The organism is uncultured Stenotrophomonas sp. (assembly GCF_945952405.1).
Classification (GTDB): Bacteria; Pseudomonadota; Gammaproteobacteria; order Xanthomonadales; family Xanthomonadaceae; genus Stenotrophomonas.
The window spans coordinates 211,770-229,488 of record NZ_CAMFIA010000006.1 but is presented as its reverse complement, the minus strand read 5'-3'; the positions used below and the strand labels follow the sequence as shown (position 1 = coordinate 229,488).

Below are 17,719 nucleotides of genomic sequence, written 5' to 3'. Positions count from 1 at the left end.
CTCAGGCACCCGGGTCCGCAGCGACGGCCGGGTGATGCCCGGGGCGGGCCAGCAGGAGATGCGAGACCCCGATCGAGCGCTCCAGGAAGCCACCTTCGCAGTACGCCAGGTAGAACTCCCACAGCCGGCAGAAGCGCGCATCGAAGCCCTGCGCGTGCACTGCCGGGAGCTGGGTGAGGAAACGCTGCCGCCACGCACGCAGCGTCAGTGCATAGGAGTGCCCGAAGTCGTGCTGGCTGATCAGCTGCAGGTCGCTGGCGCGGGTCTTGGCGGCCATGATCGCGTTGATCGATGGGATGAAGCTGCCCGGGAACACGTAGCGCTTGATGTAGTCCACGCTGCGCCGCGCCTGCTCGTAGCGGTGGTCCTCGATGGTGATGGCCTGCAGCAGGGCCACGCCATCCGGCTTCAGCAGGCGCTGCAGCGTGGCCATGTAGGTGTCCAGGTACTCGGCCCCGATCGCTTCGATCATCTCGATCGAAACCAGCTTGTCGTACTGCCCCTGCAGGTCACGGTAATCCTGTGCCAGCAGGGTAACCCGGTCGTGCAGGCCGGCCGCCCGTACCCGCTGCGCGGCCAGCGCATGCTGCTCGGCGGAGATGGTGGTGGTGGTGACATGGCAGCCATAGTGCTGCGCCGCGTGTACGGCGAAGCCTCCCCAGCCGGTGCCGATCTCGACCACGCGGTCACCGGGTTTCAGCTGCAGCTGCTGGCAGATGCGATCCAGCTTGCGGCGCGACGCACTCTCCAGTGACTCTCCCTCGCTCGCGAACAGTGCCGAGGAGTACATGAGGTCGGGGGAGAGGAACAGGGCGAAGAAGTCATTGCCCAGGTCGTAGTGCGCCGCGATGTTGCGCCGGCTGCCTTCGCGGCTGTTGCGGCGCAGGCGGTTCCAGCCCCGCAGCAGCCAGCCACCGAGGCGCGCGGGACCTTGTTCCATGCTGTCGAGCAGGTCGCGGTTGCGCACCAGCAGGCGCACCAGCGCGACCAGATCGGAGCAGTGCCACTCGCCCTGGATGTAGCTTTCGCCGGCACCCACGCTGCCGTGTGCCGCGACCTTGCGATAGAAAGCCGGGTCATCGATGGTGACGGTGACCTGCAGTTCGCGGGCAGCGTCACCCAGGCGGACTTCGCCGAGCGCATCGCGCACGCACAGGCCACCGCCGCGCAACGGGGCCAGCTGGGCGATCAGCCTGCGTCTGAGGAAGGTGTCCAGCGCCCCGGGCTGCGGCAGGGTCACCGAGGGAGTCAATTCGTTCATCGCGGTTTCTCGGCAAGGGAAGGGTGGTCGTGGACCGGATTGCGCTTCAGCCACAGGCGCAGCGCGTGCCAATGAATGGCCGCCACCACCTGGGTGGACATCAACGGATAGCAGGCCAGCACCCGGGCCAGCCCACGGCCGTCCAGAACACGCCGCTGCATGGCCTGGGTCGCATCGAACTGGCGCTGGCCGTTGCGCCAGACCTGCATGTGCACGCGGAGGGCCTCGCCGGGCACGCTGAAGCGCCAGTCGTAGCGGCAATCCATGGGCATGAACGGCGAGACATGGAAGCACTTGTCGAAGGTCCAGCGCAGCGAGGTGCCGTCATGCAGGGCCGTGGCGACAGGCAGTACGTAGGCGTGCCGTTCCTTCCAGGGGGTGTTGGTGATGTCGGCGACGATGCACTCCAGGGTGACGCCATCCTGCTGGTAGCAGTAGTAGAAGCTGACCGGATTGAAGACGTGTCCGGCGAAGCGCAGGTGGGTCAGCAGACGGACCGGCCCCATCGGCCGGTAGCCGAGAGTGGCCGCAGCATGGTCGCGTACCGCATCGGCCAACGACCGCGTGGCGTCACCGAAGTAGTCACTGCGGCGGAACTCGGCCAGGTTGCGGCGGTTGATCGACCACAGCCAGCGGCCGGTGAATACCGTGTCGAGCTCATCCAGGTCGAGCAGCAGCTGCGCGATGCGATAGCGGAACGCATGCGGATGCGGCTGGTGCCGACGGTGCATCACCTGGCCGAAGTAGAGCGCACTGGCGCTCATGCGGCCTCCTCGCCGGTACGCGCCATCCGTGGGTGCGGTGCGCGGGCCTGCAGTGCATCCACCACGCGGCGCGCGCTGCGGATGCCATCTTCATGGAAGCCCCAGCCCCAGTAGGCACCGGCGAACCAGGTGTGGCGGCGGCCTTGCAGCTCGGCCCAGCGTTGCTGGGCGCGCAGCGCGGCGTGATCGTGTACCGGGTGGGCATAACGCAGCGTACGCAGCACCTTGCCGGGATCGATCGCCTCGCTGCGGTTGAGGGTCACCACCACCGGTGTGTCGCCCGGCAGCCCCTGCAGCAGGTTCATGCAGTAGCTCACCGTGCATGGCGCGGCAGGGTCGCGTGGCACATGGGCGTTCCACGCTGCCCATGCCTTGCGGTTGCGCGGCAGCAGGCTGGCGTCGGTGTGCAGCACGACTTCGTTGGCCTGGTAGCGGATGGCCCCCAGCACGTCGCGCTCGTTCGGGTCGGCGTCCTGCAGCAGCGCCAGCGCCTGGTCGCTGTGGCAGGCCAGGATTACTTCATCGAAGTCCTCGATGCCCGTGGCGCTGTGCACGCGGGCGCCCCACGGCGTGCGCTCCACCGACAGCACCGGGCAGCGCAGGCGCTCCCGCACCTGCCAGCGGGCGCGCAGCGCTTCGACATAGCGTGCCGATCCGCCGCGCACCACTCGCCACGGTGCGCGCCCGGTCACCTGCAGCATCTGGTGGTTGGCCATGAACTGGGCCAGGTAGCGGGCCGGGAAGTCCATCACCGTGGCGCTGGGGGACGACCACAGCGCCGAGGCCATTGGCAGCAGATGCTCGTGGATGAAGGCCTCGCCATAGTCCTGGCTGCGCAGGTACTGCCCAAGGGTGGGGCCTTCGTCTTCTGCCAGCAGCCGCGGTGCATCCCGGTAAAAGCGGCGCAGGTCGGCCAGCATCCCCCAGAAGCGCGGAGACACCAGGTTGCGACGCTGGCAGAACAGGCCGTCCAGCGACGTTGCGTTGTACTCCACGCCGCTGCGCTCGCTGTGCATCGAGAAGCTCATCGTGGTGGCCTGGGAAGCCACCCCCAGCTGGTCGAACAGGGCACTCAGCAACGGGTAGTGCAGTGGATTGAAGACGATGAAGCCGGTGTCCACCGCCATAGGCTGGCCATCCACCTCCACGTCATGGGTGTGGGTATGGCCACCCAGGTAATCGTTGGCTTCGAACAGGGTGACATCGTGTTCGCCGTCCAGCCACCAGGCGCTGGCCAGGCCGGCAATGCCTGCGCCGATGATCGCGATGCGCATGTCAGTCCCTCGCCTTGGCCAGCACCCACGCGGGAATGGGCTTGAGCCCCCAGACCAGGCCGAGTGCCGCCATCAGCCGCAAGCCGTACCAGGTCAGGTCCAGCTCCCACCAGCGGAACCCCTGGCGGACAGTGCCGGGGAAGAAGTGGTGGTTGTTGTGCCAGCCCTCGCCGAAGGTCAGCAACGCCAGCCAGAGGTTGTTCCTGCTGTCATCGCGGGTCTCGAAGCGGCGCCCGCCGAAGCGGTGCGCCAGCGAATTGATGGTCACCGTGGCGTGGAACAGCACCACCGTGGAGATGAAGAAGCCCCACACCAGCAGCTGCGGGCCGGTGGTGTGCAGGCCGGGTGCCCAGCGCTGCAGGGCAGCGCCCAGTGCATACAGCGCCGCGGCCAGCAGCACCGGGACCACGGTGTCGAAGCGGTCCAGCCAGCGCAGCTCCGGGAAGCGCGCCAGGTCCGGTACCCGCGACAGGTCGGTGGCGAAGGCTTCGCGGGTCAGGAACCAACCCATGTGGCTGCGCCAGAAGCCACCCTCGCGGGGCGAATGCGGGTCCAGCGGCTGGTCGGCATGGCGATGGTGGTGGCGGTGGTGGGCCGCCCACCACAGTGGGCCACGTTGCACGCTGGAGGCGCCGATCACGGCGAATACGAACTGCACCGGACGCGACGCCTGGAAGGTGCGGTGCGAGAAGTAGCGATGGTAGAACGCGGTGATGGCGAACATGCGCAGCGCGTAGAGCGTGGCGGCAACGATCACGGCGGTCCATGAGGCCCCCACCCAGATCACTGCAAGGCAAGCGACATGCATCAGGGCAAACGGAACCGCGCGCAGCCAGTCGATGCGGCCGGGCGTTCCCGCAGCGCCTTCTGCGGCGCTGCCGGTGTCGACCCAACGGCGCACGGTTCGCAGCAATCGCCAGCGACGGTTTGGGACGGGCGCTGCAGAGGCCATGAGGGTTCCCGACGGAAGTTGTGTATTCCTTTACGCGCGACGATGCACGATGGATGCGCAGGACAGGAGAAAAGTGCTTTCACCCGGGCGTCACGCCGCACGAGGCGACGAGCGGTTGGCGCCACGCCTGCTGCCACTCCGCGGCCGTGCCGCTGCGGGGTGCCGAGCTGAAGCGCACCACCACCTGTGGATAGGTGCCGCGCGCATCGCGGAGATTGCTGGTGCCTTCGAACTGCAGGAGCCGGCGGTCCGCATCGGCATAGACCAGCTGCAGGCGGGGCGCGATGCCGCCATACCAGGTGTCGAGGGTGACCTGGATCTGCTGGGCAGCGGTGCCCTGCCAGCGCACTGGCCCGATCCGGCGAACCTGGACCGGGTAGTAGCGCTGCCGGCCCGGCACCAGGAATGGCAGCGAGAGGCGTTCGCCGCGCATCAGCGCCGGCCAGTGCCGGCGTACCGCGGCGTCAAAGCCGGCGTCGATCACCGCGTCGGCGGGCAGTGCCAGGCGGCGTTGCCGGCGGGCGGAGGCGGCGTCCTCCTTCCAGCTGATCAGTACGCCGGCGGCAGAGACCGCGATGTCCGCCTGCTGGCCGCTGCGCGCATCCTCCAGCGCATACCCGCGCGCCTGCGCAAGCGAGGTTGCCGGCAGATGCTTGCGGGCGAAGGGGCGGCCGTCCGCACACTGGTACAGCACCCAGCGCTCGGCGCCGTCTTCGGCTGCCTGTTGCCAGTGCGCTTCGCGGTAGGCAACGGTGCCTTGCCCGGTGCTGGCAACGCCCTCGAAGTGCAGCCAGGGCGCCGCGCAGGCGGCATGGGGCAGGCACAGCAGCAGCCAGAGGGTTCGCATGATCGTCATCCGCAGGGAGGGCTACGGGCATACGTCAGCGGCGCCCGCCTGGATGCACGCAGCCGCTGCATCCAATCGCCGTCGTCGCGCGTACAGAGGACAGACCTTCACGTGCCCGCCGCGAACGCAGATGTACCCTGACGCCGCCAGCCCCGCCTTCAACTTCGACAGCGCACGCATCGTGTCCAGTTCACAGCAGCCGAGCAGCGAGCCGAAGAACTGGTCCGGTGACATGGACGGGGTGGCGCGGTTGCGTGACCGCGATTGCTTCATGCGCATCTATGACCACTTCATGCCGCGCTTGTGCGTGTACCTGCGTGGCCTTGGCGCGCAGGATGCAGTTGCCGAGGACCTGGCGCAGGAGTGCCTGCTGCGGCTTTGGCTGCGTGCCTGCGAGTACGACCCGGCACAGGGCGCGCTGAGCACGTGGCTGTATCGCATTGCGCGCAACCTGCACATCGACCGGGTGCGGCGCGAGCGGAGCTGGATGCTGGTGCAGGCGGCGGTGGAAGAGGCTGCCACCGCGGACGTGGGGGAGCGCAGCAGCGCCGAACAGTTCGCCGACCAGGCACGATTGCGCCAGCGCATCAACGAGCTTCCGGCGGTGCAGGCGCGGCTGGTGCGCATGTCCTATTTCGAGGCCAAGAGCCACGGTGAGATCGCCCAGGCCCTGGGCATGCCGCTGGGTACGGTCAAGTCACACCTGCGGCGCGCCTTCCTGCAACTGCAGTCGAAGGTGGGAGGTGTACCGTGAATCCGCACCACCACCTGCACGAATCCACGCTGTTGAGCTACGCGGCCGGCGCGCTGCCCGCGCCGCTGAGCATCGTGGCAGGCGCCCACCTGGAGCAGTGCCCGCATTGCCGCCAGCGGCTGCGCGATGCCGAGGCGATCGGTTCGGTGCTGCTGGAACAGACCCAGCCCGCGGCGGTCGAGGCTGACGCTCGGCGGGAAAGCTTGCGGGCGGCGATGCTGGAGCGGCTGGGTACCGAGCCGCCGATCAGCGTGGCAGCGCCGGTGCGTATCGCCCGGCCGGAGCGGCCGGAGTCTGATTCCGATCATCTGCCGCTGTCGCTGCATCCCTACTTTGGCGCGTCGCTCGCTGGCCTGCGCTGGCGCTGGATGGCGCCCGGGGTGCACTGCATCCGCGCCGAACAGATGCCATCGCTGATCATGCTGAAGATCGCTCCGGGCAAGTGCCTGCCCATGCACAGCCATGGCCGCAGCGAACTGACCCAGATCCTGCGCGGCGCATACAACGACGCGCTGGGCCAGTTCGCGCCAGGCGATGTGGCCGATCTGGACGAGGACGTCGAACACCAGCCCGTCACCGCACCCGGCGTGCCCTGCATCTGCGTGTCGGCACTGGATGCGCCGCTGGTGTTCAGTGGCTGGCTGGCGCGGAAGATCCAGCGCTTCGTCAAGCTCTAGCGCGGAGATGGCCATGGCCAGAGGCGGTTCAATGCAGGTGTTGCTGACCGGTGCTGCCGGGTTGGTGGGGCAGGGGGTGGCACTGGCCTGCCAGCGTTCGGAGCGGGTGGCCGGGTTGACCGCGCTGGTCAGGCGCCGTGGCAGCCTCATTGGGGCCGGTAGCGAGCGCGTGGTGCCTGACTTTCTGGATCTGGATGAGCAGCCCGAGCCATTGGCAGGCTTCGATGCCTGCTTCTACTGCGCGGGCGCGCCGCCGTTGGGGACGGCCGAGGCCGAGTACCGCCGGGTCACCCTGGATACCACGCTTGCCGTTGCGCGCGCCTGGGCTGCGGCCAATCCGCAGGGCTGCTTCCTGTATGTGTCAGGTGCCGGCGCCGATGCGCGCAGCCGGCTGATGCCGCTGCGGATCAAGGGCGAAACCGAGCAGGCGCTGCAGTCACTGCCGGTGCGCACGGTAATGCTGCGCCCCGGAGGTGTGCGCCCGGTTGTGGGTACCGGCACGCGCCATGGCCTGCTGAAACCGTTGTACTGGGGTGGGGCGCCGTTGATGGCGCTGGCGGAAGCGATCACGCCCGCGCTGGTGGTCAGCAACCTGGTGCTGGGCCAGGCGATGATTGCGCTGGCCGGCAGGGAGCACCCGCCCGCCACGGTCGAGTGCGCGGACATCCACCGGATCGCAGCAGGGGGGCGCGATCCGGCGGGCTGAACTCAGTGCGCCGCCGTCTCCAACGCGGTGCGTACCGCCTGCGCCAGATCACTGCGGGTGAACGGTTTCGGCAACAGCGCGGCGACCCGACCCTGGCTGCCCACGGCGTCGTGGTCGCGGGGGTAGCCCGAGGTGAACAGGACGGCGACCCCGTGCCAGCGCTCGCGGACTTCGCGGACCAGCTCCCAGCCCGACATGCCCGGCATCACCACGTCGGAGAACAGTAGATCAACCGTGGTATCCGGACGTTCCAGCAGGCGCAGTGCGGACGGACCGTCATGCGCCTCCAGGACGCGGTAGCCCAGGGCGCGCAGCGCGTCGACGGTGTGCGCGCGGACATCGTCATTGTCCTCGGCCACCAGGATGGTCTCCTCACGCGGCGAGTAACCGGCCAGCCCGGTCTGCGGTGCACTGGCCTCGCAGGGCAGGGCCAGGGTGGAACGCGGGAACATCATGGTGATGCTGGTGCCGACACCGGGCACCGAGTCGATCAGTACATGGCCGCCGGACTGCTTGACGAAGCCGTGCACCATCGACAGCCCCAGCCCGGTGCCACGGCCGACCTGCTTGGTGGTGAAGAACGGCTCGAACACCCGCGCCAGCGTCTCTGCATCCATGCCGTGGCCGTTGTCACGGACCCGCAGCATCACATACTCGCCAGGCTGTGCGTCGGGGAACAGCGCGGCGTAGTCGTGGTCGAGGTGGCTGTTGTCGACTTCGATCACCAGCCGCCCGCCATGCGGCATGGCATCGCGCGCATTGACCGCCAGGTTGAGCACGGAGGCCTCGAGCTGGCTGATGTCGATTTCCACGCACCAGATGCCCTCCGCGGCACGAATCTCCAGCTGCACCAGCTCGCCCAATGCGCGCTGCAGCATGTCATGCATGTCCAGCAGGCGGGCATTGAGATCGGCGGCCTGGCTGCGCAGCGGCTGGCGGCGTGCAAAGGCCAGCAGGCGCTGGGTCAGGCTGGCAGCGCGGCCGACGCCCTTGAGGGCGTTGTCGAGTGCGCGGCCGACCATCGCACCCGGTTCACCGGCGCGCTCGCTGAGCAGCATGGCGTGCTCGACGTTGCCGGAGATCACGGTCAGGATGTTGTTGAAATCGTGCGCGATGCCGCCGGTGAGCTGGCCCACGGCCTCGATCTTCTGTGACTGGCGCAGTGCGTGCTCGGCCTGCAGGCGGGCCGTGGTCTCCACCGCCTCCGATACCACGGCGGTCACCACGCCGTCCGCATCCAGCAGCGGGCGGAACGAGAAATCGAAGCTGCGCCGGCCGGTAGGCAATTCGAGTTCCAGTGCATGCAACGAGGCGTGGCCCTGCGCGGCGCTGGCGACGGCCTGGTCAATGGTTGCGCCGACGTCCTCGGTGAGCGCGAACCAGAGCGACTGCCCATAGCGCTGGCCGATCACATCGGGCTTGTCGGCCAGTACGGCGGCCAACGATGCCACATTGGCATCGACCACCTGGCCGGCAGGATCCAGCAGCACCTGGTGCTGGAAGCTGGATTCGAAGATGGCCTGCAGGCGGCGCTTGCTGGCCCGCAGTTCGGCTGTGCGCGCCTGTACCTGCTGCTCAAGCAGCTGGTTGTCCTCGCGCAGGGCCAATTCGGCCTGCTTCAGCACGGAGACGTCGCTGCCCAGGCAGATATAGCCCACCACATCGCCATCGGCACCGCGTTCCGGCACGCAGTCCATCTGCACGAATCGTGATTCGCCGCTGCGATGGACCAGCTCTACCTGGAAACGGGTGCGCTCGCCCTGCAGTACCTGCTGCAGGCTGGGCAGGGCATGCTCGAATGCGGTGATGCCACTGACCTCGCGGGCGGTGCGGCCGAGCAGCTCGGCCAGGCTGACGCCATGCCAGTCCAGGAACGCCTTGTTGGCGAAGCGGTAGCGGTGCGTCCGGTCGAGCTGGGCGATCAGCGCTGGCACCGCATCGGTGACCTGCTGCAGCTGGGCCTGGCTGTCGTTCAGGGCAGCCTGCGCATGGGCAAGCTGGGTGCGTTCACGCGCTTCCTGGCGTGCGCGCCGGATCGCATCCGGCAGTCGCTGCAGTCGCTGCTTGACCACGTAGTCGCGTGCGCCACGGGTCAGTGCCTGCACCGCCAGCTCTTCGGTGAGCGTGCCGGAGACGAAAATGAAGGGCGTGTGCGGAATCCGCTCGCGCGCGAGTGCGAGCGCCGCATCGCCATCGAAGCCCGGCAGGACATGGTCGGCCAGGATGACATCGAAAGCGCGGTTCTCGATCGCTTCGATGAACGCATTGCGTGTCCACAGGCGCTCGGCTTCGAAATCGAGGCCGGCCCGCTGCAGCTGTGCGGTGATCAGCTCCGCATCAAGCGCACTGTCCTCCAGCATGAGGATGCGCAGGCGCTCGCTGCGGCGCGATCCATCATGCATTGTGCTGCCCCGATCCGTTGGGGCGATGCGGCGGTGGCTGGTTGGTGATGCCCCAGAACATGCCCAGGCCCTGGATGGCATCGAAGAATTCCTTGAAATCGACCGGCTTGACCACGAACGCATTGACGCCCAGCTCATAGCTGCGCACCAGGTCCTGTTCTTCACGGGAGGAGGTCAGCATCACCACCGGCGTGCTGCTCAGGTGCGGGTCGCCGCGTACCTGCTCCAGCACCTCCAGGCCGTTCACCTTGGGCAGCTTCAGGTCGAGCAGGACCACCACCGGGCCACCGTGGCGGGCGCCGGCGAACTTGCCTTCGCAGCGCAGGTAGTCCAGCGCTTCGGCGCCGTCGCGTACATGGATGACATCGTTCAGCAACTGGCAGCGCGAGAGCGCGGCCATTGTCAGTTCGGCATCCTTGGGGCTGTCCTCGACGAGGAGGATCGGCCGCAGGTCCCTCATGGGTGTTCTCCGGGTGTAATGGGCAGGGTGAAATGCAGCGTGGCGCCTTTGCCGGGCTCACCCTCGGCCCAGGTCCTGCCGCCATGGCGGCTGACGATGCGGCGTACATTGGCCAGGCCGATGCCTGTGCCTTCGAATTCCTCCACATGGTGGAGGCGCTGGAACACGCCGAACAGTTTGTCGACATAGCGCATGTCGAAGCCGCACCCGTTGTCGCGCACGAAGAAGTGGTCTTCGTCCTCGCTGCGCGCATGGCCGACCTCGATCATCGCGTGTTCGCGTTCGCGGGTGAACTTGACCGCATTGGACAACAGGTTCTGCCAGACCAGGCGCATCATGGTCGGGTCGGCCAGGACCTGGGGCAGCGGCGCCAGTTCCCACTGCACGTCACGACCTGCGTAATCCAGCGCCAGGCTGTCGCGGACGTCCTTGGCCAGTGCTGCCATGTCCAGCCGCACCCGCCCGAGCGTGGAACGCCCCATCTGCGAGAAGCTCAGCAGATCGTCCACCAGGGTGCCGGCTGATTTGGCCGATTCAACGATGGTATCCAGGAAGCGGCGTTCGGTCTCGTTGAGGCGTTCGCCGGCCGAGCTGGCCAGCAGCTCCGAATAGCCGACGATGTGGCGGAACGGCGCGCGCAGGTCATGGCTGACCGAGTAGGAGAACGCTTCGAGTTCCTTGTTGCTGCGCAGCAGCTGCTCGTTCAGCTCGGCCATTTCCTCGGCCTTGCGCAGCACGATGTCGACGATGGCGGTACGCATTTCATGCGCGGCATCACGGTCGGCATCGTTCCAGGGCAGGCTGCGTTGCTGCACCGTTTCCTTCCAGGCCTCGAAGGAGTTGCGTGGAGACAGGGCAACCCCGGCGCTGGCCGTCTTGCGCGGGTCGCCGCCCCAGCGCACGGTGCGCACCACTTCGGGGCGGAACCACATCAGGTAGCTGTCGTGCAGCTGCGAGATGGAAACCGCCAGCAGGCCGCTGGCCAGGTCGCACAGGCGTGCGCCCGGTGCCCACTCGGCGGCCAGGTGGTCGCTGCAGTAGATTTCCTGCCCGGCCTGCTGCTGGGCCAGCCAGTCGGCCAGCGCCAGTACATCGCTGGCGGCCGGGCACTGGCCGACACGCATGCAGTCGCCCTTGTGCACGATGGCGGCGCCAGCCGCACCGGTCAGCGACAACAGGCTGGCCTCGTCGCGGTGCAGCGCCGCCATGAAGTCTTCGTCGCCGGCCATGCGGGCCAGCAGCTTGACCAGCAGCGAGCGGCGGGCTACGCGCTCTTCAATGGCGCGGGCGCGCTCCTTCAGGGCAATCTGCAGCGACAGGATCTGGCCCATGAACTCGCAGGCGGTTCGCACGTGGTAAGGCAGCCGGCGGGGCTGCACCGTGTGGCAGGACACCAGGCCCCAGAGCTGCCCCTCATGCACCAGCGACACCGACATCGATGCACCTGTGCCCATGTTGCGCATGTACTGCAGGTGCACCGGCGAGACACTGCGCAGCACGGCCAGGCTCAGGTCGGTCGCCGGCGCATTGCGATGCGCCTCGCTGCGCAGCAGCGGGGTCGCGGTGTAGTTGTTGTCTGCGATCAGGCGTACCCGGTTGCGCCGATACAGCTCGCGGGCCTGGGCCGGAATGTCCGATTCGGGGAAGCGCAGGTCCAGGTAGGAGGGCAGCAGGCCGTTACCATCCTCGGCGACGACGATGCCGTTCCAGCCGGCGTCGAACTGGTAGACCAGGGTGCGATCGAAGCCGGTGAGCTGGCGCATGTGGGCGGCAGCCAGCCTGCACAGGTCTTCCACGCTGGTGGCGGTCTCGATGCCCGTCATCAATTCGCGGATCGCCGGGTAGAGTTCTTCGAGCGAGCCCGGCTGGCCGGGAACCGGCGCTTCCAGCTCGATCAGCAGGTCGGTGGCAGAGCGGTGCAGCAACAGTTGATGGCGGCCAAGACCGTCCAGGTGCACGGCGCCGACATGGGCGCTGCTGCCGACGGTGGCCTGCTGGAACAATGCCTGGAAGGGCGTCAGCACGCCGCCGAGGACCTCGCTGACATGCTGCTCGAGGGGTTCTCCGAACTGTTGCAGCAGGCCTGGTTGGCTGATGGCGCGCTCGCGTACGCGCAGTGAGTGCGGTTCAACGACCAGAAGCACGCCGTACGGCTGGATGGCTCCGGGGGTGTGAATCGGTTCGCGCGCACAGTGGTGGAGATCAACGTCGTGCGCGGACTCAGCAGAAGGCATCAAAGGCAGGGCTCATGATTCGTGGATGGCTGCAGTGGCTCAGCACGGCAGCCGGTGTCCATGGATGGTGAAGCAAAAGTGTCGGTTCGGATACCACCATGTGCATGTGAAGAACCTCTCATTGAAAACTGAACTCTTCATCTTTCGCGGAAAGTACATCTGCGCTGCACGCCGGCTCCACAGCCATTTGCCTACGGTGGCGTCCTGCCCATCAACCACCACGCCCGTGAACCTGCAGACCCTGCCTCCAGCGCCTTTCCGTATGCTTGCCGACAGCTGCCAGTTCGAACTGCTGGATGTGGACGCGCTGCAGGATCCGTCCAGCGGGCGTCTTCTCCACCTGTATTCGCTGGTGGCGCGCTGCTTGTCCTGCGAAACGGTGTTCAAGGCGCAGGAAGGGCAGGGCCTGGTCAGCCATTGCGCGGTCCGGGTGGTGAGATGTCCGGGCGGCTGCGGGCAACAGGCCTTCAAGCCCGCCCTGCTGCGGGCGTGGCGCCCGCATGCCGCCGCGGCCCAGGCGTGATCGGCTTGCGCCGTGGTCACAGCAGACCGGGATTGGCGCGCCAGACCGCGTAGTTGAGCGCGGCGGCGAATGAAATCCAGGCGAAATAGGGCACCAGCATCATTGCCGCACCGCGGTGGATGCGCGCGAAGGCAGTGAGGGTGGCGCCGACCAGCACGATCAGCACAAGGATATCGGCGAAGGCGGGTCCGCCCAGCTTCCAGCCGAAGAACAGCCAGCTCCACAGTGCATTGGCGGCCAGCTGCAGCAGATAGAGCAGCAATGCCGGTTGTGCTGCACGCCAGCCGCGCTCACGCCACACCCACCAGGCCGCAATGGCCATCATGGCGTAGAGCAGGGACCACACCGGGCCAAACACACTGGCCGGCGGTGCCCAGCCGGGCAGCGCCAGCGTGCTGTAGAAGCGGGCGGCCGAGGTGGAGGCCCAGGCGCCCAATGCGCCTGCGGCGAAGGTGACCGCGATCCATCCCAGAAGTCCCAGCGCCGATGTGCCTCGCTTCATTCGAGCAACTCCCTGATACGTATGCAGTCGCATACGTATGGGCGCGGCAAATGGATGCAATGGCGCCTGGATCAGTCTGAAGAGCCGGCGCTGCCATCGGTCCCGGTCGTGGGCAGCAGCGACGGCCGCTGATCGAACCACTCGCGGGCCTTGGCCAGGTGCCACTGGCGCTGGTCGCCATCAAGCTCGATGGCCGCGCCCAGCAGACCCCAGCGCAGGTACAGGTCGCCGCGCTTGCGCTGCTCAAGCAGATCCAGGCGGGCGCGGAGCGAGAGGCGATCGTTTTCTGCGTGCAGGCCATCGACCAGCAGACGGCCCGGGCGCCAGCGCAACCTGGCCTGTGCGTCCACCTGTCCGGAATCCAGCAGTGACAAGGTCCAGCGTGGGTAATCGGTGCGCTCGGCAAACACCGCCAGCAACGGGCGCGCGTCACTCAAGGCAAGGTCGGCAACAGCATCGATCTGGAAGGGTGGCTTCGCGTCGATCCGGCCACGCGTGAAGGTGGCGCGGCCTTTCCAGGCAGGGGAGCCCTGCGTTGCGGCCACCTGTACGTTGCGCAGCTCGACGGTGCTACCGGACAGATCGAAGTGGCGCTGGTTGAAATCGCCTCGGCGCAGCGTTGCGTTCACCTCCACGTCGCCGCCCATGTCCAGTCCGGCCACCTTCGCGCTGGCGTTGCGTCCCTGCAGGCGTGCCGTGCCGTGACCGACGCGGCCGTCGGTGTCGAGGGTGGCATCGCCGCTCAGGTGGCCGCTGCCCCGCAGCAGCCGCACCTGTGAAGTACCGAGGTAGCGGTTGTACGCAGCCAGGTCCGGAATGCTGGCCTGGCTGAAGCGGACCCGGGCACGCACCCCTTTGCGCAACGCCTGCAGCTGACCATCGCCGCTCAGGTCCACGGCAAGATCCTGGCCGTCGAACAGGCGCACATCGCTGGCGTCGCTGGGGCGCGCAGTGAAGCGGGGCAGCCGGATCGCCAGCTGGGCCTGGCTGGGGTGGCCGGCCTTCAATTCACCATGCGCGCTGGCGGTGCCGGCCAGCTGCACCCCGGCGATTTCGGCCACTGCCTCGGCCGAGGGGATGTCGATCGTGCTGCCTTCGATCAACTCGCCGTTGCGCAGGCGCAGATCGGCCTGCAGCGTGCCGCCTCCGTCCAGCTGCAGCCAGGGCTTGCGGACAAACAGGGCAGGGATCCAGTTGAGCGAGGTGAAGGTCCACTCCCCACGCACGCGGCCGGAGCTGCGTTCCAGCAGTTCGGCCGGCTGCTGGAACGGGATGTCACGGCCACGGACATGCAGGTCGGCATCGATGCCGCTGGCCGAGCCCGGACGGGGCGGCAGCCGCGCCTGCACGCGCATATCGTTGGCGACGTTGAGCTGCAGCGCCAACACGCCACGTGCGGGCGCACCGTCACCCAGGTAGAGCGGCACCTGCCAGAGCGCATGGTCGCCCGGTTGCAGCTGGCCATCGAGCAGGTGCACCGCCACCTGCAGGTGGCCGGGAACGGGGGCACTGGAGATCCTGGGGGTGCGTGCATCGGTATCCATGCGCAGGCCCTGGCTGCGGGCATCAATGTCGAGCTGGCCACGCAGCAGCTTCAGCTTGGCCAGCCCCGGCGCCTGGTCCCGGTAGTGACGTGGATAGCTGAAGCGTGCGGACAGATCCATGTCGCCCAGCAGCTGCACACCGTCATAGCTGGTATCGGCCGCACTGAACGAGAGGGTTGAATCGAACAGCTGCGAAGGGCCTCCGCGCAGCTGCTTGAGAAAGCCGACGGTTCCCTTGCCCTGGCCGATGATCAGCAGCTTGCCCAGCCGTGCGCTGCGGATGCTGTCGCTGTGGATGGCGTCAAAGCGCAGGGTCCAGCCCTGGTCGCCACGCGGTGGCGATGGAACGGCTTCCGCGACGCGGCTGATCTCGGCTGAGACCCCGGTTGCCTGCAGCCATGGCACCCGCACTTCGCGGCGGAACAGGGGCAGTACCGCCAGGCGCGCGCTCGCCCGGTCGGCGCGCAGGACGTAGACGGTATGGTTGACATGGCCGCGCAGGCGAACGTTCCAGGCGACCACATGGCCCGGCAGCAGGGTGAGCGCCGGCCCGGTGGTCATCACGAACTTGTGCGGCTTGCGGTTGGTGACCTGGTCGAACAGCGGTGTGTTGAGGAAGATGTTGCCGGCCAGCAGGTACGCGGCGTACATGATCAGCAACAGGCGCACGGCGAGGCGCGCTGGGCGGGGCCACTGCGAATAGCGCGCGGAGATCAGGGGGCTTCACCTTCTGGACGTAGACTGCAGCGCCACTATTGCGGAGCGATGGGGGGCGCAGCGTGAAAGATCGCGTGCAGGGCGGTTGAAAGTGCCGCATCGGGTTGATTAGGTGGCTGTGCAGATAAGTGCAATGTGTTTTCCCGGGATTATCAATGCAATCCGGCCGGCCTACGCTGTGCCTGTCGGTTCCATCCCATGGAGACAACAAATGAGCAAGCAACAGACTGTCAGTTTCAAGAACCGTAGCTGGGACGTCGCGGCAACCCTGCGCTTCCCGGAAGGCTTCGATCCGTCCGCAAGGTACGCCGCCATCGTCTGCGCGCACCCGATCAGCAGCTGCAAGGAGCAGACCTCGGGTGCCATCTACGGCGAGGCGCTGACCGCCGCCGGGTTCATCACCCTGGCCTTCGACGCCTCCACCCAGGGTGCCAGCGGTGGCGAGCCCCGCTTCATGGAAGATCCGGCCAGCCGCGTGGAGGACTTCCGTTGTGCCATGGATTACCTGATGACGCTGCCCTACATCGATGAAGATCGGGTGGGCGTGCTGGGCGTCTGCGGCGGTGGTGGCTATGCGGTGAGCGCGGCCACCACCGACCATCGCTACAAGGCAGTCGGCACGGTGGTGGCTGCCAACTACGGCCGCCTGATGCGCGAGGGTGACATGTCACCGGACGCTGCGTTGAAGACCCTGCAGGCGCTGGCCAAGCAACGCACCGCCGAAGCACGGGGTGCCGAACCGTTGATCGTGGGTTACATCCCCGGCTCCGAGGCTGAGCGCGAAGCGGCGGGTATCAACGACATCGACATCGTTGAAGCCGTGCAGTACTACTGCACGCCGCGTGGCCAGCAGCCGGGATCGCCGAACAAGCTGCGCTTCACCAGCACCGGCGGTGCGCTGAACTGGGACGCCTTTGCGTTCACCGAGCATCTGTTGATCCAACCCCTGCACATCGTCATCGGCGGCGTACCTGGGGGCTTCGGTTCGTATCGTGATGGCCTCGAACTGTACGCCAAGGCGCGTTCGGCGCAGAAGAGCATCCAGATCGTCGCAGGCGCCAGTCACTACGAACTGTATGACCAGCCCGAGGCGACCGGGCAGGCCCTGCAGCAGCTGATTCCGTTCTACCAGAAGCACCTCGGCGCTTGATCGCCCGGCGACATCCAGAATCGAGCCTACCCCGCCGGCCCATTGCAGGCCGGCGGGTGTCTGCGTTACAGCTGGATCTGCACCGTGGCAGCGCCATCGAAGGCGGTATCGATACCACGCGCACGCCACTTCGCCAGATCCGCCTGGCGGTTGGCCAGGGTCGCCTCCCAGATCGAATAGGCATCCGCACCCAGCATCAGCCGCACCGGCGGATCATTGCTGGCGACAACGTCCAGCATGCGCTGCGCGGCCTTTGCCGGGTCGCCCATCTGCTGCCCGGAGGACGACTCCAGGTAGGTTTCGAACGGCTCCACGACCGGCCGGTAGGCGTCGATGCGGTGTGCGGGGCGCATGTTGACATCGCCGGCGAACTCGGTACGGAACGCGCCCGGCTCCACCAGGGTTACCCGGATGCCGAGCGGCTTTGCTTCAATCGCCAGCGCTTCGCTCCAGCCTTCGATGGCGAACTTGGCCGCACAGTAGGGGCCGGCCGCGTTCATTGCCACGAGCCCGGCGATGCTGCTGACCGTGAGAATATGGCCGGCGCCCTGGCGCCGCATCTGCGGCAGGACCGCCCGGCTCATTTCGGCAGCGGCAAAGAAGTTCAGCTCCATCTGCTCGCGCAGCTGTTGCAGGCTGAACTCCTCGCAGGCACCGACCACGCCGCGGCCGGCCACATTGGCCAGCACGTCGATGCGCCCGAAGCGTTCGATGGCTTCGGCCACGGCACGGCTGCGGCCATCGGCATCATTCACGTCCAGCGCCAACGGCAGCACACGGTCTTCGTGGCCTGCGGCGATCGCGCGCAGGCGGTCCAGCCGCCGCGCGGTGAGGATGGCGCAGTCACCGTGGGCGATGACTGCTTCAGAGAGGGCCTTGCCCAGGCCGGAGGAGGCGCCGGTGATGAACCAGACGCGTGATTTTTGTGTCGTCATTGGAGATTCCTGCGGGA

Annotated in this window: 16 protein-coding genes; 5 read left to right on the top strand and 11 right to left on the bottom strand. The window is 67.4% G+C overall.

Annotated features, from left to right (window positions below; translation table 11 throughout):
• Window position 1 precedes the first annotated feature (1 nt).
• The 5 genes from Q0P60_RS08825 to Q0P60_RS08805 all read right to left on the bottom strand — a co-directional run bounded on the left by Q0P60_RS08825 (window position 2) and on the right by Q0P60_RS08805 (window position 5,098).
• Complete coding sequence (locus tag Q0P60_RS08825; RefSeq protein WP_294991276.1) at window positions 2-1,261, bottom strand: class I SAM-dependent methyltransferase; 1,260 nt, start codon at window positions 1,259-1,261, stop codon at window positions 2-4.
• Window positions 1,258-2,025 (bottom strand): DUF1365 domain-containing protein, encoded by a 768-nt coding sequence (locus Q0P60_RS08820; protein ID WP_294991272.1) that lies wholly within the window; start codon window positions 2,023-2,025, stop codon window positions 1,258-1,260. The genes Q0P60_RS08825 and Q0P60_RS08820 overlap by 4 nt, the downstream gene beginning before the upstream one ends.
• Window positions 2,022-3,299, bottom strand: coding sequence for an FAD-dependent oxidoreductase (locus tag Q0P60_RS08815; RefSeq protein ID WP_294991269.1), 1,278 nt, complete (start codon window positions 3,297-3,299; stop codon window positions 2,022-2,024). The genes Q0P60_RS08820 and Q0P60_RS08815 overlap by 4 nt, the downstream gene beginning before the upstream one ends.
• Window position 3,300: 1 nt before the next feature.
• Window positions 3,301-4,251, bottom strand: coding sequence for an acyl-CoA desaturase (locus Q0P60_RS08810; RefSeq protein ID WP_294991266.1), 951 nt, complete (start codon window positions 4,249-4,251; stop codon window positions 3,301-3,303).
• 79 nt (window positions 4,252-4,330) lie between these two features.
• A complete protein-coding gene (locus tag Q0P60_RS08805) occupies window positions 4,331-5,098 on the bottom strand; it encodes a hypothetical protein (RefSeq protein WP_294991263.1) in 768 nt (255 codons plus the stop codon).
• Window positions 5,099-5,228: 130 nt separating this feature from the next.
• Between Q0P60_RS08805 and Q0P60_RS08800 the strand changes: the two genes are divergently transcribed.
• Genes Q0P60_RS08800 through Q0P60_RS08790 form a run of 3 tightly spaced genes read left to right on the top strand, consistent with a single transcriptional unit; the run spans window position 5,229 to window position 7,235 of the window.
• Window positions 5,229-5,852 (top strand): sigma-70 family RNA polymerase sigma factor, encoded by a 624-nt coding sequence (locus tag Q0P60_RS08800; RefSeq protein ID WP_294991260.1) that lies wholly within the window; start codon window positions 5,229-5,231, stop codon window positions 5,850-5,852.
• On the top strand, window positions 5,849-6,529 hold the full coding sequence (locus tag Q0P60_RS08795; RefSeq protein WP_294991257.1) for a ChrR family anti-sigma-E factor: 681 nt from the start codon (window positions 5,849-5,851) through the stop codon (window positions 6,527-6,529). The genes Q0P60_RS08800 and Q0P60_RS08795 overlap by 4 nt, the downstream gene beginning before the upstream one ends.
• A gap of 13 nt (window positions 6,530-6,542) precedes the next feature.
• Window positions 6,543-7,235: an oxidoreductase gene (locus tag Q0P60_RS08790; RefSeq protein ID WP_294991254.1), complete on the top strand. Its 693-nt coding sequence runs from the start codon at window positions 6,543-6,545 to the stop codon at window positions 7,233-7,235.
• Window positions 7,236-7,237: 2 nt separating this feature from the next.
• Here the strand turns inward: Q0P60_RS08790 and Q0P60_RS08785 are convergent, their stop codons facing one another.
• From Q0P60_RS08785 to Q0P60_RS08775, 3 genes are read right to left on the bottom strand one after another with little or no spacing between them, the layout of a single operon-like run.
• Window positions 7,238-9,637 carry a hybrid sensor histidine kinase/response regulator gene (locus tag Q0P60_RS08785; protein WP_294991251.1) on the bottom strand — a complete coding sequence of 800 codons (2,400 nt, stop codon included), beginning with the start codon at window positions 9,635-9,637 and terminating at the stop codon, window positions 7,238-7,240.
• Window positions 9,630-10,097: a response regulator gene (locus Q0P60_RS08780; protein WP_294991248.1), complete on the bottom strand. Its 468-nt coding sequence runs from the start codon at window positions 10,095-10,097 to the stop codon at window positions 9,630-9,632. The genes Q0P60_RS08785 and Q0P60_RS08780 overlap by 8 nt, the downstream gene beginning before the upstream one ends.
• Window positions 10,094-12,331 (bottom strand): ATP-binding protein, encoded by a 2,238-nt coding sequence (locus Q0P60_RS08775; protein WP_294991245.1) that lies wholly within the window; start codon window positions 12,329-12,331, stop codon window positions 10,094-10,096. Before Q0P60_RS08775 ends, Q0P60_RS08780 begins: the two co-directional genes overlap by 4 nt.
• Window positions 12,332-12,557: 226 nt before the next feature.
• Between Q0P60_RS08775 and Q0P60_RS08770 the strand changes: the two genes are divergently transcribed.
• On the top strand, window positions 12,558-12,854 hold the full coding sequence (locus Q0P60_RS08770) for a hypothetical protein (RefSeq protein WP_294991373.1): 297 nt from the start codon (window positions 12,558-12,560) through the stop codon (window positions 12,852-12,854).
• 16 nt (window positions 12,855-12,870) lie between these two features.
• On the opposite strand, the gene Q0P60_RS08765 is transcribed toward Q0P60_RS08770, so the two are convergent.
• On the bottom strand, window positions 12,871-13,356 hold the full coding sequence (locus tag Q0P60_RS08765; protein ID WP_294991242.1) for a TspO/MBR family protein: 486 nt from the start codon (window positions 13,354-13,356) through the stop codon (window positions 12,871-12,873).
• A gap of 71 nt (window positions 13,357-13,427) precedes the next feature.
• Complete coding sequence (locus Q0P60_RS08760) at window positions 13,428-15,551, bottom strand: hypothetical protein (RefSeq protein WP_294991370.1); 2,124 nt, start codon at window positions 15,549-15,551, stop codon at window positions 13,428-13,430.
• Between the two features lie 277 nt (window positions 15,552-15,828).
• On the opposite strand from Q0P60_RS08760, the gene Q0P60_RS08755 reads away from it, so the two are divergent.
• The gene (locus tag Q0P60_RS08755; protein ID WP_294991239.1) at window positions 15,829-16,767 is read left to right on the top strand and encodes an alpha/beta hydrolase; all 939 of its coding nucleotides are present in this window, start codon (window positions 15,829-15,831) and stop codon (window positions 16,765-16,767) included.
• Between the two features lie 65 nt (window positions 16,768-16,832).
• Here the strand turns inward: Q0P60_RS08755 and Q0P60_RS08750 are convergent, their stop codons facing one another.
• The gene (locus Q0P60_RS08750; RefSeq protein ID WP_294991236.1) at window positions 16,833-17,702 is read right to left on the bottom strand and encodes an oxidoreductase; all 870 of its coding nucleotides are present in this window, start codon (window positions 17,700-17,702) and stop codon (window positions 16,833-16,835) included.
• Window positions 17,703-17,719 lie beyond the last annotated feature (17 nt).